Here is a 17,871-nt window from a genome sequence, read left to right as displayed (position 1 = left end):
GGGCGCGTCCGCACAGACCGTGCCCGGCCGGATCAGGAGGGGATGACTCCCGGCCGGAACGGTTCCACGCCGATGATGTGACGCACGCGCTCCGGCTCCACCAGCACGTGTACCCGCTGCTCGCCCTCGATCAGCCAGGGGTACCCGTCCAGACCCAGGTACTTGCGGGCCAGCCGGTCCATGCCCCGCTCGGCCTCCTCGCCCTCCACCAGGCGCACCGCGCGGCCGGAGATCTGCACCCGGTCGTAGGGGTTCTCGGCGTCGGCGTGCGAGAGATGTACGCGGGTGTCGTTGCGGAGGTTCTCCTCCTTGATCCTGCCGACCGAGGTGTTGAAGACGATCAGTCCGTCCTCCAACCCCAGCCACATCGGCGTGACATGCGGCGCCCCGTCCGGCGTCACCGTGGCCACGTACCAGAAGTTCGGCTCGTCCAGCCGCTTGCGTACCTGCTCGTTCAACTCCGCCGCCATGGCCGCCCTTTCCCTTGATCGTCTCGTACGATCCACTGTGCCACAGCGGCATTTTGACGGAACGTCAGCCGTCGGTGGGACGGAGACGGCCACGCCCGGACGCAGGCGCGTCGACGACTACGATGTGCGACAGAGCCGAGGCGTCGGCTCCCGGGGTTCACGGTGGATCGACCGCCAGGTCGTCCACCACGGCCTGCAAGCCGCCCTTGTCCTGTGCCGCGACGCGCCTCTGCCGTGCCGCGCCGGTGCCGGTGAGCTGGACATCGCTGAGCCAGGCGCCGACGCGCCGGTCGTCGCCGTGGCGGCTGAGATGCGGCTCGACCCGTTTCCACAGCTCCTCGGTGAGCCGGCCCGCGGTCGTGGAGACGCAGTCCCGGGTGTGGGTGGCGGGCAGGGTGCCGGCCGTCCCGTGCCGGGCGGCCTGCCAGCATGCCGCCCTCAACAGCGGCTCGGGCACCTCGGGCGGGCGCTCGCCGGTGCGTACCGTCTCGACGGCGTGCCCGACGAGGGCGCGGACCAGCAGCGCGTACGCGGTGGTGGCCCCGGCGTCGGGCAGTACGTCCGCGATGCGTACCTCGATCGTGGGCAGATGCGCGGAGGGCCGAACGTGCCAGTAGACCATGGCCGGATCCAACGCCGCTCCGCTCGCCACGAGTTGGTCGACCACCCAGGCGTAGTGTGCCGCGTCGCGCAGATAGGGAGGAGGCCCCGCCGAGGGCCACCGGCTCCACACCATGGAGCGCCAGCTCTCGTACCCGGTGTCCGACCCGTCGCTGTACGGGGAGTTGGCGGTGAGGGCCAGCAGCAAGGGCATCCAGCCCCGTAGGTGGTTGACCGCCCGGACGGCTTCCTCCCGGTCGGCCACGCCGACGTGCACATGGCAGGAGTTCACGCCCTGTCCGCGGATGACGGGTCCGAAGCGGCGCGCGAGGGCGCGGTAACGTGCCTGGTCGAGGAAGGGTGGTGGTCCGGAACGGCCGAGGACCGCGATGCCGCTGGGCACCAGCAGACAGTCGTGCTCGGCCGCGGCGGCGGCCGCACCCGTGCGTAATCGAAGGATCTCCGTCTCCAGTTCCACGGCGGTACGGCACACCGCGCTGACGGTTTCCACCTGGGACTCCGCGAGCTCGGGTGTGGCATGTGGCCCACCGAGGTGAGCGCGCGCGGCGCTCACGACGGACAGGGACCGGTAGACGGCCGACCTGCTGTGCCGGTCGGCCAGTACGAACTCCTCCTCCACACCGACCGTCGGCGGTGCGGCCGTCTCCGGTGGGTGCACCGATCCGGCGGCGGCAGGCGTCACGGCATCAAGGGGCTCTGGCACGTCCAGCCCTTTCGGAAGACTTGGGACACCGGCATCCACTCGTCGCGGGCTCCGCGCGGCTCGCGATCACCGTTCACGCGCTCGGGCACATGGGCCGCTCCCTGCCGAACAACGGGTGGGAAACGTCATGCTGAGCCTTCGGCCGACCCCGCGGCAAGCGGTTACCCGGCCACCATCACCGTTCGCCGCTGAGGGGGCTGCGAGGGGACCCCCTATGATCATGGGCATGTCTGCCCTCCAGGAGCGTTCCGCGCACAGTCAACTGGCCCCCGGCGAACAGCTGCTGGCGTACGGCAGGGTCGTTCCCGCCGCGGGCGCCAAGGGCGTCGGCATCAGCGGGGCCGTCGCAGGCCTGCTGGTCAACGCCGTGGGCGCGCGGTCCGGTGCAGCGGGCAGCATCGCGGCGGGGATGCCACGCACCTCCGGCGCGCTGCTGCTGCGGGTGACCGACCAGCGCGTCGGGCTGGTCCGTCCCCTGGACGGCACTCCGGTGTGGGAGGTGCCGCGGGCCTGGGTGGCCCGGATCGAACGCCGGCCCCGGACGCAGCTGATGGCCCGCTTCCGGGTGCACTACAGCGACGGCTCCTGGCTCGCCTTCCTCACCATGCGCCGCCGCACGATCGAGCAGTTCCGCTCACTCATCGGCTGACCCCCGGGTCCGCCACCCCGCGAGGCGACCTGCTCTCCGTGGGGCGGGCCCACGTGGGCCTCCCGGCGGGCAGCACGTCCTCCTGGCGGCCTGGACGTTCATCCGCCGGGGCCGGACAGTCACGGCCGGCCCTGCGCGGCTACGACCTGCCGGACAGGTCCTGGCCGAGGCGGTCGACGGCCTCTTTGGCCTCCTTGAGGTCTGCGTCCGTGACCTCCCGGTACACCTTGATCGCTTGGATCGTCCTGCCCTCGCGTACGAGCGCGGTCACCTCGTCCATCCGGGGGAACTCCTCACGCAGGCCCAGGTGTTCCATGATCAGGTCGAGTTTGCGCTCGACGCGCGCGAGGCGCCGGTCGGCTCGTGCGAAGCGGCTTTCGGCACCGACGATGCCGCCGAGCACGGCCAGGGCGAGAGCGAGAGAGCCCAGTATGTCCATGGCCATGATCCTAGACGTCGTTCCTCACGGCGTGATCGATCGGCTTTCGGGGCGTAATCGCTCGGACTGCCCCTGTCAGGCGAGCCAGGGGCAGGGCAGGCGAAGGAGATCGGCCACCCGTGCGGCGATCGCCTCGCCGTGCGGCGGCACGCCCTCGCCGGCCCCGCGTCAGGTGCAGGTGGAAGGACTGGAGCGTGGCGAAGGTGTTGAACGCCCAGACCGGGACCGGCCCGGGGTCTCCGCCGTCCAGTGCCCGCGCCACGACGGTGAGCCAGCCGACGCCAGGAGGCTGGAGGACACGCGTGAGCGCACGGGCGAGCCGGGCGTCCTCCAACTGTGTGTACTGGTACTCGGTGTGCGGTGCCGTCATCCCGCGTGCGCACAGTGCACCTCCGGACGAGTGAACCGACTGGCGGCTGAGTCACCGAGCACTTCGAGGACGTCGTCGAGATGTCCTTCTCGGATCCAGCGAGCCGCTGCGGTGTAGGCGTGGGCGTCGCGGACCTCGGGGTCGGGCGAGGACAACATCGCCGACAACTCGTCGGCGAGTCGAGATGCGGGTACGGACTCGGGGCAGAAGAAGCCGCCGGCCGCGATCGACGGCCAGTCGACGAGATCGAAGGTCAGGGCGGGCCGGCCCGAGCCGCCACGCCGACGCCCCTCAACGCGGCCACTCTCCATCCGACTTCTCGCGCCCCGGTCCGGAAAACGACGCTCGGCCGAGCGCGGGCCCGCCCGGGCCGCCGCGCTTTCCGCAGAGCAGCCGCAGGCCGAACGGCCGCTGAGGGGTCGCGCGCTTTACGGCGGAACACTCCCGGGTACGCCGAACCTGGCGCATTTCTTGCCGCTCGTGGATCACCCCGGATCGGCCGACGACGGTGACGGCATTCCAAAAGTATTACTAAGAGTCAGAGACACCCAGGTCAATGACGGTTGCCCGAACGGGCACAGGAAGCGCTTTCGCGTGACCGAAGGCACGAGGCATCGCGCCCGGATCCTTTCCTTAACCGTCCGGCAAATTACAGGACGGTAAAAGGGCGGGCTGCCGGACCACCCTCGAAGTAGGCAAGAAGCGACAGGAGGCGGCAGTTGACAACGTTGACCTGGACAGATAGCGTTTCTTTCTGCTATGAGCACCTAACCTTGCATTTGGCACTCGACCGGAAAAGCTGCGGACGACCCGAAACAAGGTCAGCCGGACATTGACCGAAATGATTCGGTTCAGGTTTCCCGACCACACACGGTCGTACCAGCGGTAAGAATCAGCACATCAATGCGACCAGCGCGGGAAGTCCGCCCTCGGTACGCGACAAAACAGGGGACCACAGGATGCGACGCCTCTCTCCGGAAGGCCCGATCGCCCTGCTACGCCCGCGTATCGCAGGCCGTAAGGAGTTGCCCGCCCGGACCCGGGGAAAGTCCGGCGCGCCGCCTTCGTGACCGGGCCTACGCAGTCACAAAATTCCTCTTGCACCGCCGCACAACGTCGCCCCGAGACCTGAGAAACGGGGCGGACCTCACTCGGAAAAGAAATCAGGGGGGACCCGCGATGCAACTTTTCGGCCGTTCAAGAGAACTACAGGTTCTGAGTGAGGCATTCAACGACAGCACACGGGGGCACGGCCGGCTGGTGGTCATCACGGGCGGCCCCGGATCCGGCAAAACCCAGCTGATGCATGAATTCCTCACCACGCTGAACAGCACCGACGCGCGCATACTGACCGGTACGGCCTGTGCGACCGAGCAGGACCAGCCGATGAGTCTTGCGCGGCAATTACTCCGGAACGCCGAGGCCGAGTGCACAGTATCGCGGCACGCCCCTCCCCCGGCGTACTCCCCGGCGGAAAACCGCCGTCCCGAGGAGGGCGGGCACGAGCGGGCGCACCCGCACACAGCCGAGACGGCCGAGTACCTCCTTCGCCTCGTGGGCGACGAACACCCCCTGGTCATCACCGTGGACGACGCCCACGCCATGGACCGGGCCTCCTTGCACACCGTCGTCCATCTCCTGCGCCGCAGCCGCTTCCGGCGGGTTCTGGTGGTGTGCGCCACCTCAGGGCATTTCGGCGAGATACGCTCCCCCGCGCACACCCACCTCCTGCGCCAGCCGCACCGGCGGGTACGCCTGGCTCCGCTGTCGGAGACGAGCCTCGGCGAACTGCTCGCCGCGCACGCCGGGCGGACCCTGCCGGAGAACGTCCGCAGCGCCTACCACCGGGCCACCGCCGGCAGTCCCCTGCTGGTGCACGCCCTGCTGGACGACGGAACGCGCTACGGCCCCGAGATCGGCCGACCCATCGCCGGCGCCGCCTACCGCCAGGCCGTGTTGTCGCTGCTGCACCGCGGCGAAGCGGGCCAGGTCCGGGTGGCCCGGGCCCTGGCCGCCCTCGGTACCGCCGCGGGGGCCGTACCCCTCGGCGAGCTGACCGGCACCACACCGGCCGGCACCCAGGAAGCCGTCGACGCGCTCAACTCCTCGGGACTGCTTGACGGTTACGCCTTCCGGCACCCGACCGCCGCCGCCACGGTCCTGGAGGACATGGCGGCCGCCGAGCGCACCGGGCTGCACCGCCGGATCGCCCACCTGCTGTATCGTTCCGGCGCGCCCGCGGTGGAAGTGGCACGTCACCTCCATGCGGCCGACCTCGTCCCGGACGGCTGGGGCGCGGGAATCCTGCGCGCCGCCGCCGAACAGGCGCTGGCCGCGGACGAGGTGGAACGCTGCACCGACTACCTGGGCCTGGTCCTGCGCGACTGCGCCGACGACCGCGAACGCAACGCCCTGTCGGTGGCGCTGGCGCGCGCGGAGTGGCGCACCAACCCGGCAGCCGCCGGTCCCCATCTGGAGCCGCTGCGCGAGGCCGCGCTCGACGGTGACCTGGGGATGCAGGACACCGCCACCGTCCTGCGCTACCTGCTGTGGCAGGGCGACACCGAGCTGGCCGCCCAGGCCGTCGCCAGCCTCGTCCACGCGCAGTCGCCCGCCGACGCCCAGATCGTCACCGAGGTGGAATTCGTACGCCAGTGGTTCTACGGGGTGGCACTTCCCGGCAAGGGCGCCCCGGTCGCCGGTCTCGACTCCCGCCGCCGCCATGTGCGTGCCGACAGCAGTGGACTGGCCACCCGGGTGGCGGCGCTCATCGGCGGCGAGGCGACCGACGAGTCGGCGGCGGCCGTCGCCCAGGCCCTGCAGGGACATCAACTGGACCACCTCAACCTGGAGTTGGTCGCGATGTCACTCCTGGCGATCGCTCACGCCGACCGGCCCGCGATGGCCGCCGAGGCCTGCGACGCGCTGCTCGAGTGCTCCGTGGAACGCGGGGCGACGACATGGCGGGCCCTGCTCGGCAGCATCCGGGCGGAGATCGCCCTGCTCCAGGGCGATGTGACCACCGCCTCGCGGGGCGCGCTCGCCGCACTCGGCATCCTGGGCGCCCAGAGCTGGGGCGTGCTCATCGGCCTCCCGCTGTCGACGGCGATCGCCGCGCTGACCGCCATGGGCTCCTACGCCGAGGCCGAGGAACTGCTCGGTCACGATGTGCCGGAGCCGATGTTCCGTACCGTGTTCGGCATCCAGTACCTGCGTGCCCGCGGCCACCACTACCTCGCCACCGACCGGCCCTTCGCGGCGCTCAACGACTTCGAGACCTGCGGACGGCTGCTGCGGGAAGGCAACCCCAGTCTGCAGAAGGGCATCCCCTGGCGGTCCGACCTGGCCCTGGCCAACCTGCGGATCGGCAAGGCCCGCACGGCCCGGGAGTGGGCCGAGAAGCAGCTGCAGCTGCCCGGCGGGCACAGTTCCCGGGCCCGAGCCATGGCACTGCGCCTGCTGGCCGCGACCTGCAAGCCGCACCGCCGGGCCTCGCTGCTGCGCGAGTCGATCGACCTGCTCAAGGCCTGCGGGGACCGGTACGCGCTGGCCCAGGCCTACGCCGATCTGTCAGCGGCGCACTACGAGCTGGGTGAGTACGCCCGGGCCCGTCTGGTGGCCCGGCAGGCGGCGGGAGAGGCCGAGGCCTGCCGCATCGAGTCGCCGGTCGACGCGCATCTGCTGGAGGATCCGGTACGGCCCGAGAGCGCCGAGTCCGAGGACGGTCCCGCCATCCTGAGCGACGCGGAGTGCCGGGTCGCCGGGCTGGCCGCGCTCGGGTACACCAACCGCGAGATCAGCGCCCGTATCCACGTCACCGTCAGCACCGTGGAGCAGCACCTCACCCGGGTGTACCGCAAGCTGAACGTGGCCAGCCGTTCGGAGCTGCCGTCGAAGATGCTGGAGCACCGGATCCCGAAGCTGTCGGACCGCTGGGCGAGCACCCACTCGTCCGCCGGCTGAGCGGACCCGGGCGCGTCGGCGTCCATGGATCAGGGGCGCGGCCCCACCGGGGGTGTCACCGGTGGGGCCGCGCCCTGTCGGCCGTACGGCATCTCCGGCGTCCGCGGCCGGGTGGCCCGGGGCACCTGGCCGGTGTCCGGGGCCGCCGGCCGCGGACGCGTGGCTCAGCCGAAGCTGCCGAGCTCGTCGTCGAGGATGCCGAAGAGCTCGTCGGCGGTGGCCGTCTCCAGGCCGTTGCCTTCGGTGCGCCCGGCCCCGTTCTCCCGCCACTCCCCCGTGCCGTCCCACCGGGCGCTGAGGGTGCGCAGCCGTGCGGCCACCCGGGCCCGCTGCTCCTCGTCCAGCGCGGACGAGTCCAGCGCGGCGCCCAACGCCGCCTCCAGGCGCACCACTTCGGCCTCGATGTCGACGAGGTCACCGGAGGCGTCCCCGCCGAGCTCGGCGAACAGGTGCCGGGCGAGGGCGTCGGAGGTCGGGTAGTCGAAGGTGAGGGTGGTGGACAGCCGCAGGCCGGTGTCGGCGCCGAGCCGGTTGCGCAGTTCCAGGGCGGCCAGTGAGTCCACGCCCAGGTCGCCCAGGGACCGTTCGGGGTCGACGGCGCTGCCGGAGCCGTGGCCGAGGACGTCGGCGACATGCCCGCACACCGTCTGCACCAGCAACCGCAGCGCGTCGGCGCCACCCAGCCGGGCCAGCCGCTGCGGCAGCGCCTCGGCGGACGCCGGCGCCTCGGTCGCCGCCTGTGCGGTGCGCCGCGCGGCCGCCGGGGCGAGGCCCCGCACCAGGGCCGGGGCGTCGTCGGTGACCTGGACGCGGACCGGCAGCAGCAGGGCCCGGTCGGCGGCCCGGTTGTCCGCGGCGGTCAGCGCCCGGTCGAACAGGGTGAGTGCCCGGTCGGCGGGCAGCGGCAGGATGCCGTCGCGGGCCAGACGGAGTATCCCGGTCTCGCCGAGACCGGCCGCCATGCCCTCGCCGGTGTCCCACAGTCCCCAGCCGAGCGAGAGCGCGGGCAGCCCCTCGGCGCGGCGCCGTGCGGCCAGCGCGTCCAGGAACGCGTTGCCGGCGGCGTAGTTGGCCTGGCCCGCCGCGCCCAGTGTGCCGGCGGCGGAGGAGAACAGGACGAACGCGGCGAGCCCGAGGTCGCGCGTCAGCTCGTGCAGATGCCAGGCGGCGTCGGTCTTGGGCCGCATGACCGCCGTCAGCCGTTCGGGGGTGAGGTCGGTGAGCAGCCCGTCGTCCAGGACGCCCGCGGCGTGCACCACTGCGGTGAGCGGGTGCTCGGCCGGCACGGTCGCGAGCAGTGCGGCGAGCGCGTCCCGGTCGGTGGCGTCGCAGGCGGCGACGGTCACCGTGGCACCCAGGGCGGACAGGTGGTCCAGGGCACCGGGATCGGCAGGGCGGCCGCCGCGGCCGGCCAGGAGCAGATGGCGTACGCCGTGCCGGGTGACCAGGTGCCGGGCGATCCGCCGGCCGAGGCTGCCGGTGCCACCGGTGACGAGGACGGTGCCGTCCGGGTCCAGAGCCGGCGCTTCGGCCGTCTCCGCGTCGGCGATCCTGGCCAGTTCCGGTACGTACACCGTGCCCGTCCTGAGGGCGAGCTCGGGCGCGCCGGTGGCGACGGCGGCCGGCAGCGCGGCGGCCGAGGCGGGATCGCCGTCGGTGTCGACGAGCACGAACCGGCCGGGGTGTTCGACGGCGGCCGCCCGCACCATGCCCCAGATGACGGCCTGCGCCGGGTCGGGCGCGCCGTCGGCGTGTACGGCGACGGCGGACCGGGTGAGGACCACCAGCGGCTCGCCGTCGGCCGCCTCGGCGAGGTGCTGTCGCAGCGCGGCGAGGGCCTGTACGGCGCTCTCGCGGGCCAGCGCCGCCGGATCGGCGCCGGTTCCGGGGTCCACGGCCAGGGTGCGGGGTGCCGGGCCGTCGGTGCTCACGGGCAGCGGGGTCCACCGCACGCGGAACAGGTCGCCGGGTGCGGGCGTGGCGGCGTTCAACTGCTCGGCGGTGACCTGGCGGATGCGCAGCGAGGTCACCTCGGCCACGGGCGCCCCCGCGCCGTCGTACAGGCGCAGGGTCATGTGGTCGGTGCCGTGCGGGGTGAGGCGCAGGCGCACCGCCGTGGCACCGGTGGCGTACAGGGTGACGCCCTCCCAGGAGAAGGGCAGGGTCATCACGGTCGGGTCCTGGCCGTCGAGCAGGTCGATGGCGTGCAGCGAGGAGTCGAGCAGCGCCGGGTGCAGTCCGAAGCCGTCGGCCGCGGCGCCCTCGGGCAGGGCGAGTTCGGCGCACACCTCCTCGCCGAGCCGCCAGGCACCGCGCAGGCAGCGGAACAACGGCCCGTAGTGGTAGTCCTGTTCGGCCAGGTGGCCGTAGGTGCCGGTGACGTCCACGGGTACGGCTCCGGCGGGCGGCCAGCTGGTCTCGGCGGCCGGTTCGGGTGCGGTGCGCGGGGCGAGGACGCCGGTGGCGTGCCGGGTCCACTCGCCGTCCGTGCCCTCCGGGCGGGCGTGCACGGTCAGCCGGCGGCGCCCCTCGGCGTCGGGGGCCGTGGTGGCCACCTGGAGGTGGACGGCGCCGTGCTCGGGCAGGACCAGCGGCCGTTCCAGGGTGAGCTCTTCCACGTGCGGGCAGTTGGTGCGGTCGCCGGCCTGCACGGCCACTTCGACGAAGGCGCTGCCCGGGACGAGGACGACCCCCGCCACGGCGTGGTCGGCGAGCCACGGGTGCGTGGCCAGGGAGAGGCGGCCGGTCAGGGCCACGTGGTCGGCACCGGCCAGCTCCAGGGCGGCGCCGAGCATCGGGTGTCCCGTGGGCAGCTGACCCAGCCCGCCCGCGTCGGTGGCGGCGCCGGGCGCGTCGTCCAGCCACAGCCGCTGCCGCTGGAAGGCGTAGGTCGGCAGGTCGGTGCGACGGGCTCCGGTGCCGGCGAACACCCGCTGCCAGTCGACGGTCACACCGCGCACGTGGGCGGTGCCGAGCAGGAGCGCGAAGGTCTGCTGCTCGTCGCGGTCGCGCCGCAACGCCGGGACGAAGGCCGCCCGTTCGGCGTCGGCGACGGCGTGCGCGCCCATAGCCGAAAGGACGGCGTCGGGGCCGAGTTCGAGGAACGTGCGCACTCCGTCGGCCTCCAGCGTGCGGACGCCGTCGCCGAAGCGGACGGCCTCACGGACGTGCCGGACCCAGTACGCGGGGTCGCACAGCTCGTCCTCGCCCGCGCGCGCTCCGGTCACGTTGGAGACGACGGGAAGGGCCGGCGGCGCGTACCGCAGCTCGCGGGCGGTCTTCTCGAACTGCGCCAGCATCGGATCCATCAGCGGGGAGTGGAAGGCGTGGCTGACCCGCAGTCGCTTGGTCCGGCGGCCGAGGAAGGCCGCGGCCACGGCCTCCACGGCGGCTTCCGTGCCGGAGACGACGACCGCGCGGGGACCGTTGACGGCGGCGATGGACACCTCGGGGCCGAGGTACGGGAGCACCTCGGCCTCGGCGGCGTCGACGGCGAGCATCGCGCCTCCGGCGGGCAGCGCCTGCATCAGCCGGCCGCGCGCGGCCACCAGTTGGGCGGCGTCCGCCAGGTTCCACACGCCGGCGACGTACGCGGCGACGAGTTCGCCGATGGAGTGGCCGGCGAGCCAGTCCGGGCGAAGGCCGTGGGACTCCAGCAGCCGGTACAGGGCCACCTCGACGGCGAACAGCGCGCTCTGTGCGTAGCCGGTGTGGTCGAGCAGGTCGGCTTCCCCGGTGCCGGGCCGGGCCCACATCACCTCCCGCAGCGGGCGATCGAGGTGGGTGTCCAGCGCCTCACAGACCTCGTCCAGCGCCTGCCGGAAGACGGGGTGGGCGGCGTACAGCTCGCGGCCCATGCCGACGCGCTGGGCGCCCTGGCCGGTGAAGAGGAAGGCGGTCGCGCCTCCGGCTGGCCGGCCCCGGACCACGGGGTCGGCGGCGGTACCCCCGGCCAACGCGTCCAGCCCGGCGAGGAGTTCGTCGCGGTCGCGGGCGACGATCGCACCGCGGTGGGTGAGGGCGGCGCGGCCCGTGGCCAGCGAGCGGGCGAGGTCGGGCAGCGGCTGGTCGGCGACCGTGCGCAGCCGTGAGGCCTGGGCGGCCAGTGCCTCGGGAGTGGCCCCGGAGAGCACGAGGGGCAGGAGCGGGGCCGGTGCCCTGTCGGGTACGGGCTCTTCGGCCGGTGCCTCCTCGATGATCGTGTGCGCGTTGGTGCCGCTGATGCCGAACGACGACACCCCCGCCCGGCGCGGCCGGTCCGTCACCGGCCAGGCCCGCTCCTCGGTCAGCAGACACACACGGCCCGCACCCCAGTCCACCTTCGTCGACGGCTCGTCCACGTGCAACGTCCTCGGCAGCACCCCGTGCCGCAACGCCATGACCATCTTGATGACACCCGCGACACCGGCCGCCGCCTGCGTGTGCCCGATGTTGGACTTCACCGACCCCAGCCACAACGGCACATCCCGCCCCTGACCATAAGTGGCCAGCAACGCCTGCGCCTCGATCGGGTCACCCAGCGTCGTACCCGTCCCGTGCGCCTCCACCACGTCCACGTCGGCCACCGACAACCGCGCCGCCGCCAGCGCCTGCCGGATCACCCGCTGCTGCGCCGGACCGTTCGGCGCCGTCAGCCCGTTGGACGCACCGTCCTGGTTCACGGCCGAACCCCGGACCACCGCCAGCACCGGATGACCGTTCACCCGCGCGTCCGACAACCGCTCCAGCACGAGCATTCCGGCTCCCTCGGACAGGGCCGTGCCGTCCGCCGCCTCGGCGAAGGACTTGGCGTGGCCGTCCGTCGCGAGGTTGCGCTGCCTGCTGAAGTCCACGAACGTGTCGACCGTCGACATCACGGAGACACCCCCGGCCAGTGCCAGGGTGCACTCCCCGTGCCGCAGGGCCTGCGCGGCCAGGTGCAGCGCCACCAGCGAGGACGAGCACGCCGTGTCGACGGTGAGGGTCGGGCCCTCCAGGCCGAGGGCGTAGGCGACCCGGCCGGAGGCCACGCTGCCGAGGCTGCCGTTGCCGAGGTGGTCGCGCACGGCCTCGGGGACGTGCCGCAGGCGGCTGCCGTAGTCGTGGTACATGACGCCCGCGAAGACACCGGTACGGCTGCCGCGCACGGAGTACGGGTCGATGCCCGCCCGCTCCAGGGCTTCCCAGGACGTCTCCAGCAGCAGCCGCTGCTGCGGGTCCATCGCCAGGGCCTCGCGGGGGCCGATGCCGAAGAAACCGGGGTCGAAGTCGGCGGCGTCGTACAGGAACCCGCCCGCACGGGTGGAGCAGTGGCCGGCCTTGCCGGGCTCGGGGTCGTACAGGCCGTCGAGGTCCCAGCCCCGGTCGGCGGGGAAGGCGCCGATGCCGTCGCCGCCGTCGGCCAGCAGCCCCCAGAGCTCTTCGGGGGTGCTGACACCTCCCGGGTAGCGGCAGGCCATGGCGACGATCGCGATCGGTTCGTCCGCTTCCCGAGCGGTGACTTCGGCCGTCGACTCCGCCTGCGCGCCGAAGAGTTCCGTCCTGAGGTGTCCCACGAGCGCGCCGGCGTCCGGGTAGTCGAAGACAAGGGTGGCCGGCAGGCGCAGGCCTACGGCGTTGCCGAGGCGGTTGCGCAGTTCCACCGCGGTCAGCGAGTCGAAGCCGGCCTCGCGGAAGGAACGGCGAGGATCGAGCGTCATGTCGCTGCCGTGCCCGAGCACGGCGGCCACGTGGGTGCGGACCAGTTCCATGAGGGCCGCGTCGCGTTCGGCGGGGCCGAGGGCGGCCAGCCGGTCGGCGAGGCTCGCGGAGTCCGTGCGGGAGGCCGCGGTACGGCGGGCGCGTGCCGGGACCAGGCCCCGCAGGACCGCCGGGACGTCGGTGGCGCGGCGCAGGACGGTCAGGTCCAGGCCGACCGGGAGCAGCAGCGGCTCGTCGGCCCCGAGGGCGGCGTCGAGCAGGCGCAGTCCCTCCTCGGTGGGGAGGGGGCGGACACCGGCGCGCGCCATGCGGTCCACGTCGGCGTCGGTGAGGTGGGCGGTCAGTCCGGTGCGCTGCTCCCAGAAGCCCCAGGCGAGCGAGTGCGCGGGCAGTCCGTGATGCCTGCGGTGGGCGGCCAGCGCGTCGAGGAAGGCGTTGGCGGCGGCGTAGCCGGACTGTCCGGCTCCGTCGACCGTGCCGGCGGCGGAGGAGAACAGCACGAACGCGGCGAGGTCCAGGTCGCGCGTCAGTTCGTGCAGGTACCAGGCGGCGTCGGCCTTGGGGCGCAGTACGGCGTCCAGGCGCCCGGGGCTCTGGTCGGTCACCAGCCCGTCGTCGAGGACTCCGGCGAGGTGGACGACCGCGGTCAGGGGGTGGTCGGCGGGCATCGCGGCGATGAGCCCGGCCAGTTGCTCACGGTCGGCGGCGTCGCAGCGGGCCACGACGATCTCCGCGTCCAGGTCGGCGAAGTCGTCGGCGGCGGTGCCGCTGCGCCCGGCCAGCACCAGGCGGCGCGTCCCGTGCTCGGTGACCAAGTGCCGGGCGACGAGGGCGCCGAGAACGCCGGTGCCGCCGGTGATCAGTACAGTGCCGTCCGGGTCGAGTACCGGGGCCGGTCCGCGCGCGCCGGAGCGGGCCAGCCGCGGGACGTGCACCGTGCCGTCGCGCAGAGCGAGTTGGGGCTCGTCGCTCGCGTCGGCGGCGGTCACCGCGGCAGCCGCGTCGCCGTCGGCGCAGTCCACGAGCACGAACCGGCCGGGATGCTCACCCTGCGCGGCCCGGACCAGCCCCCACACGGCGGCACCCGGCAGGTCGGTGACGTCCTCCTCCCCCACCGCCACGGCACCCCGCGTGAGTACCAACAGCCGTGCCCGGGAGGTGCGTTCGTCGGCCAGCCAGTTCTGTACGGCGGCCAGGACCCGCTCGGTCGCACGGCGGGAACCGGTGACCGGGTCGCCGTCACCGCCGGCGCGCAGCACCACCCACTCGGGCATGGTGGCCGGCGCGGGCAGGCCCGGTTCGTCGAGGACGGTGTACTCGGGTGTCGGCGCGCCGGACACGGGCAGCGCCGGCCATTCCAGGCGGTACAGGTCGTCCATGTGCGCGGTCGACGTGAGTGCGGCAGGGTCGACGGGCCGGGAGACCAGGGCCTCGACCTCGGCGACCGGGGCGCCCGTGGGGTCCGCGAGCTGGAGGGACAGTGTCTCGCCGCCGTGCAGCCGGACCCGCAGGGCGGTGGCCCCGGCCGCGTACAGCGAGACCCCGGTCCACGCGAAGGGCAGGCGGGCGGTGCCCTGGCCGTCGGTGCCGAGGCCGTCGGCGTGCAGGGCGGCGTCGAACAGGGCCGGGTGCAGGGCGAAGGTGTCGGCGTCGAGGGGCAGTTCGACCTCGGCGAAGGTCTCGTCGCCGCGCCGCCAGACCGCCCGCAGGGCCTGGAAGGCGGGCCCGTAGTCGTAGCCGAGGCCGGCCAGGTGGGTGTAGGCGTCCTCGACCGGTACGGGCTCGGCGCCCTGCGGCGGCCAGGCGGCGAGGTCGAAGGCGGGCGCGGTGGTCTGGGGGGCGAGCAGACCGGTGGCGTGCCGGGTCCAGACGGCGGCGCCCTCGGGTCGGGAGTGGACGGTCAGCGCGCGGTGCCCGCTGTCGTCGGCGGCGGCCACGTGCAGCTGCAGCTGGACCGCGCCCCGGTCGGGCAGCACCAGCGGTGCCTGGAGGGTGAGTTCGGCCAGGTGTCCGCAGCCGAGGTGGTGGCCGGCGCCGAGCGCCAGCTCCACGAGGGCGGTGCCGGGCAGCAGGGTGGTGCCGGCGACGGCGTGGTCGGCCAGCCAGGGTGCGGTGGCGGTGGCGAGGCGGCCGGTGAAGAGGGTGCCGCCCTCGGCGACGGGGACGGCTGCGCCCAGCAGCGGGTGGCCGGTGGTCTCCAGCCCGGCCGTGCCGACGTCGCCTGCGGAAGCCGACCGCCCGAGCCAGTACGGCTCGCGCTGGAAGGGGTAGGTGGGCAGATCGGCGGAGCGTACCGGCATGCCGTCGAACACCGCGGACCAGTCGACCGGTACGCCGGCGACGAAGGCCTCGCCGAGGGCGGCCAGGAGGCGCTCGGGGCCGCCGTTGTCACGCTGCAGGGAGCCGATCCCGGTGATGTCGGCGCCCGCGTCGTCGGCGGTCTCCGCGATGCTGTGCAGGAGGACGGGGTGCGGGCTGCACTCGACGAACACCCCGTACCCGGCGTCGAGCAGGGTGCGCGTGGTCGGCTCGAACAGCACGCTCTGCCGCAGGTTGGTGTACCAGTAGCCGGCGTCCAGGGCGGTGGTGTCGAGCCGGGCGCCGGTGACAGTGGAGTAGAACGGCACCTCGGCGGGCCGGGCCCGAACGCCTGCCAGGTCGGCGAGCAGTTGCTCACGGATCGACTCGACATGGGCGCTGTGCGAGGCGTAGTCCACCGGGAGCCGTTTGGCGCGGTCGCCGCCGGCCACGATCGTCTCGCGGAGTTCGTCGAGGGCGTCGGCGTCGCCGGAGAGCACCACGGAGGAGGCGCCGTTGACGGCGGCCACCGCGACCCGGCCGTCGTGGCGGGCGACGAGCGCGCGCACCCGGGCCTCGGGCAGGGCCACCGACATCATGCCGCCGAGGCCGGAGAGTTCACGGGCGATGGCCTGGCTGCGCAGGGCCACGATGCGGGCGCCGTCGGCGAGGGAGAGCGCGCCGGCCACGCAGGCGGCCGCGATCTCGCCCTGGGAATGGCCGATGACGGCGGCGGGCCGGACCCCGTGTGCGCGCCACACCTCGGCGAGCGACACCATGATCGCCCACAGCACGGGCTGGACGACGTCCACCCGCTGAAGCGGACGGCGCGCCCGCACGGTCTCGATGAGGTCCCAGTCGGTGACGGGTGCGAGGGCCGCCGCGCAGTCGGCCATGGTGGCGGCGAACACGGGTGAGGTGTCGAGCAGGTCGGCGGCCATCCCGGCCCACTGCGAGCCCTGGCCGGGGAAGACGAAGACGATCCGGGACTCCCCCGCCGGCCTGCCGCGTACGACGTTCGGCGCGGTACCGCCCTCGGCGAGCACGGTCAGGCCCGCGGTGAGGGCGGGCAGGCCGGCGCCGGTGACGACGGCCCGCTCGTCCAGCGCGGCGCGCCCGGTGGCGAGTGTGTGGGCGATGTCGGGGACGGGGTCGGTGCCGGCGGTGAGGTGGGCGAGGAGGCGGCGGGCCTGGGCGGCGAGGCCCTGCTCGCCCTTGCCGGAGAGCACCAGTGGGAGCGGTCCGGTCCAGGAGGGCTCCGCGGCGCGTGGCTCTGGCTCGGGGGCGGCCTCGAGGATGACGTGGGCGTTGGTGCCGCTGATGCCGAAGGAGGACACGGCGGCGCGGCGGGGCTCGCCGTCCTCGGTGGGCCAGTCGCGGGCCTCGCGGAGCAGTTCCACGGCGCCGGCCGCCCAGTCGACCTGGGAGGTGGGCCGCTCGGCGTGCAGGGTCTTGGGCAGTCGGCCGTGCCGCATGGCCATCACCATCTTGATGACGCCCGCGACACCGGCGGCGGCCTGGGTGTGTCCGATGTTGGACTTGACCGACCCGAGCGACAACGGCTCGCCACCGGGCCGGTCCTGGCCGTAGGTGGCGAGCAGGGCCTGCGCCTCGATCGGGTCGCCGAGCGGGGTGCCGGTGCCGTGGGCCTCGACGGCGTGCACCTGGCGGGGTTCCAGGCGGGCGCCCGCGAGGGCGGCGCGGATGACGCGCTGCTGGGAGGGGCCGTTGGGCGCGGTGAGGCCGTTGGAGGCACCGTCCTGGTTGACGGCCGTGCCGCGCACGACGGCCAGCACGCGGTGGCCGTTGCGGCGGGCGTCGCCGAGCCGTTCCAGCAGGAGCAGGCCGGCGCCCTCGCCCCAGCCGGTGCCGTCGGCGCCCTCCGCGAAGGACTTGCAGCGGCCGTCCTCGGCGAGGCCGCGCTGGCGGGAGAAGTCGATGAAGGTGTCGGGGGTGGACATCACCGTCACGCCACCCGCGAGGGCCAGGCCGCACTCGCCGGTGCGCAGCGCCTGCACCGCGAGGTGGAGGGCGACGAGCGAGGAGGAGCAGGCGGTGTCGACGGTGACGGCGGGCCCCTCCAGGCCGAGGATGTAGGAGACGCGTCCGGAGGCGACGCTGCCCAGGTTGCCGTTGCCGAGGTAGCCCTCCACGCCTTCCGGTACCTCGGTGAGCCAGCTGCCGTAGTCGTGGTACATGACGCCCGCGTAGATGCCCGTGCGGCTGCCGCGCAGGCTGTGGGGGTCGATGCCGGCCCGTTCGAAGGCCTCCCAGGCGGTTTCCAGCAGCAGCCGCTGCTGGGGGTCCATGGCGAGGGCCTCGCGCGGGCTGATGCCGAAGAAGCCGGGGTCGAACTGCGCGGCGTCGTAGAGGAACCCGCCCTCGCGTACGTGTGTCCTGCCGGGCGCGTCGGGGTCGGGGTCGTAGATGCCCTCGACGTCCCAGCCGCGGTCCGCGGGGAAGTCGCCCACGGCGTCGGTGCCGGCGTCGACCAGCTGCCACAGCTGCTCGGGCGAACCGACGCCGCCGGGGTAGCGGCAGCTCATCGCGACGATCGCGACGGGTTCCTGCGCCGCCTCGGTGATGTGGTCGTTCTGCCGGCGCAGCCGCTCGTTCTCGAGCAATGACTCGCGCAGCGCCTCGACGATCTGCTCGACGGATGTGTCCACGGTCGGTGTC

At 73.6% G+C, this 17,871-nt stretch carries 7 protein-coding genes; 2 read left to right on the top strand and 5 right to left on the bottom strand.

From position 1 onward, the window contains the following. Window positions 1-32 precede the first annotated feature (32 nt). On the bottom strand, window positions 33-470 hold the full coding sequence (locus AB0D93_RS20040) for a PPOX class F420-dependent oxidoreductase (RefSeq protein WP_362121007.1): 438 nt from the start codon (window positions 468-470) through the stop codon (window positions 33-35). Between the two features lie 157 nt (window positions 471-627). Next, complete coding sequence (locus AB0D93_RS20035; protein ID WP_362121006.1) at window positions 628-1,773, bottom strand: glutamate--cysteine ligase; 1,146 nt, start codon at window positions 1,771-1,773, stop codon at window positions 628-630. 247 nt (window positions 1,774-2,020) lie between these two features. On the opposite strand from AB0D93_RS20035, the gene AB0D93_RS20030 reads away from it, so the two are divergent. Further along, window positions 2,021-2,443, top strand: coding sequence for a hypothetical protein (locus AB0D93_RS20030; RefSeq protein WP_362121005.1), 423 nt, complete (start codon window positions 2,021-2,023; stop codon window positions 2,441-2,443). A 139-nt stretch (window positions 2,444-2,582) separates the two neighbouring features. On the opposite strand, the gene AB0D93_RS20025 is transcribed toward AB0D93_RS20030, so the two are convergent. After that, the gene (locus AB0D93_RS20025; protein WP_362121004.1) at window positions 2,583-2,882 is read right to left on the bottom strand and encodes a hypothetical protein; all 300 of its coding nucleotides are present in this window, start codon (window positions 2,880-2,882) and stop codon (window positions 2,583-2,585) included. Window positions 2,883-3,248: 366 nt separating this feature from the next. After that, complete coding sequence (locus AB0D93_RS20020) at window positions 3,249-3,563, bottom strand: hypothetical protein (RefSeq protein WP_362121003.1); 315 nt, start codon at window positions 3,561-3,563, stop codon at window positions 3,249-3,251. Between the two features lie 868 nt (window positions 3,564-4,431). Here AB0D93_RS20020 and AB0D93_RS20015 point away from each other — a divergent pair. Continuing rightward, window positions 4,432-7,215 carry an AAA family ATPase gene (locus AB0D93_RS20015; RefSeq protein WP_362121002.1) on the top strand — a complete coding sequence of 928 codons (2,784 nt, stop codon included), beginning with the start codon at window positions 4,432-4,434 and terminating at the stop codon, window positions 7,213-7,215. A 164-nt stretch (window positions 7,216-7,379) separates the two neighbouring features. Here AB0D93_RS20015 and AB0D93_RS20010 read toward each other — a convergent pair whose 3' ends face one another. Further along, entirely contained in the window at window positions 7,380-17,861 is a 10,482-nt protein-coding gene (locus tag AB0D93_RS20010) for an SDR family NAD(P)-dependent oxidoreductase (protein WP_362121001.1), read from the bottom strand. Window positions 17,862-17,871 lie beyond the last annotated feature (10 nt).

The sequence above is a fragment of the Streptomyces sp. NPDC048191 genome, assembly GCF_040652655.1.
GTDB lineage: Bacteria > Actinomycetota > Actinomycetes > Streptomycetales > Streptomycetaceae > Streptomyces.
The sequence above is the reverse complement of the archived record's forward strand: the minus strand, read 5'-3'. Positions and strand labels throughout refer to the sequence as shown.

Coding starts and splice junctions, on each gene's coding strand:
- AB0D93_RS20040 (WP_362121007.1), bottom strand. CDS start 470: ATGGCGGCGGAGTTGAACGAGCAGGTACGCAAGCGGCTGGACGAGCCG.
- AB0D93_RS20030 (WP_362121005.1), top strand. CDS start 2,021: ATGTCTGCCCTCCAGGAGCGTTCCGCGCACAGTCAACTGGCCCCCGGC.
- AB0D93_RS20025 (WP_362121004.1), bottom strand. CDS start 2,882: ATGGACATACTGGGCTCTCTCGCTCTCGCCCTGGCCGTGCTCGGCGGC.
- AB0D93_RS20020 (WP_362121003.1), bottom strand. CDS start 3,563: ATGGAGAGTGGCCGCGTTGAGGGGCGTCGGCGTGGCGGCTCGGGCCGG.
- AB0D93_RS20015 (WP_362121002.1), top strand. CDS start 4,432: ATGCAACTTTTCGGCCGTTCAAGAGAACTACAGGTTCTGAGTGAGGCA.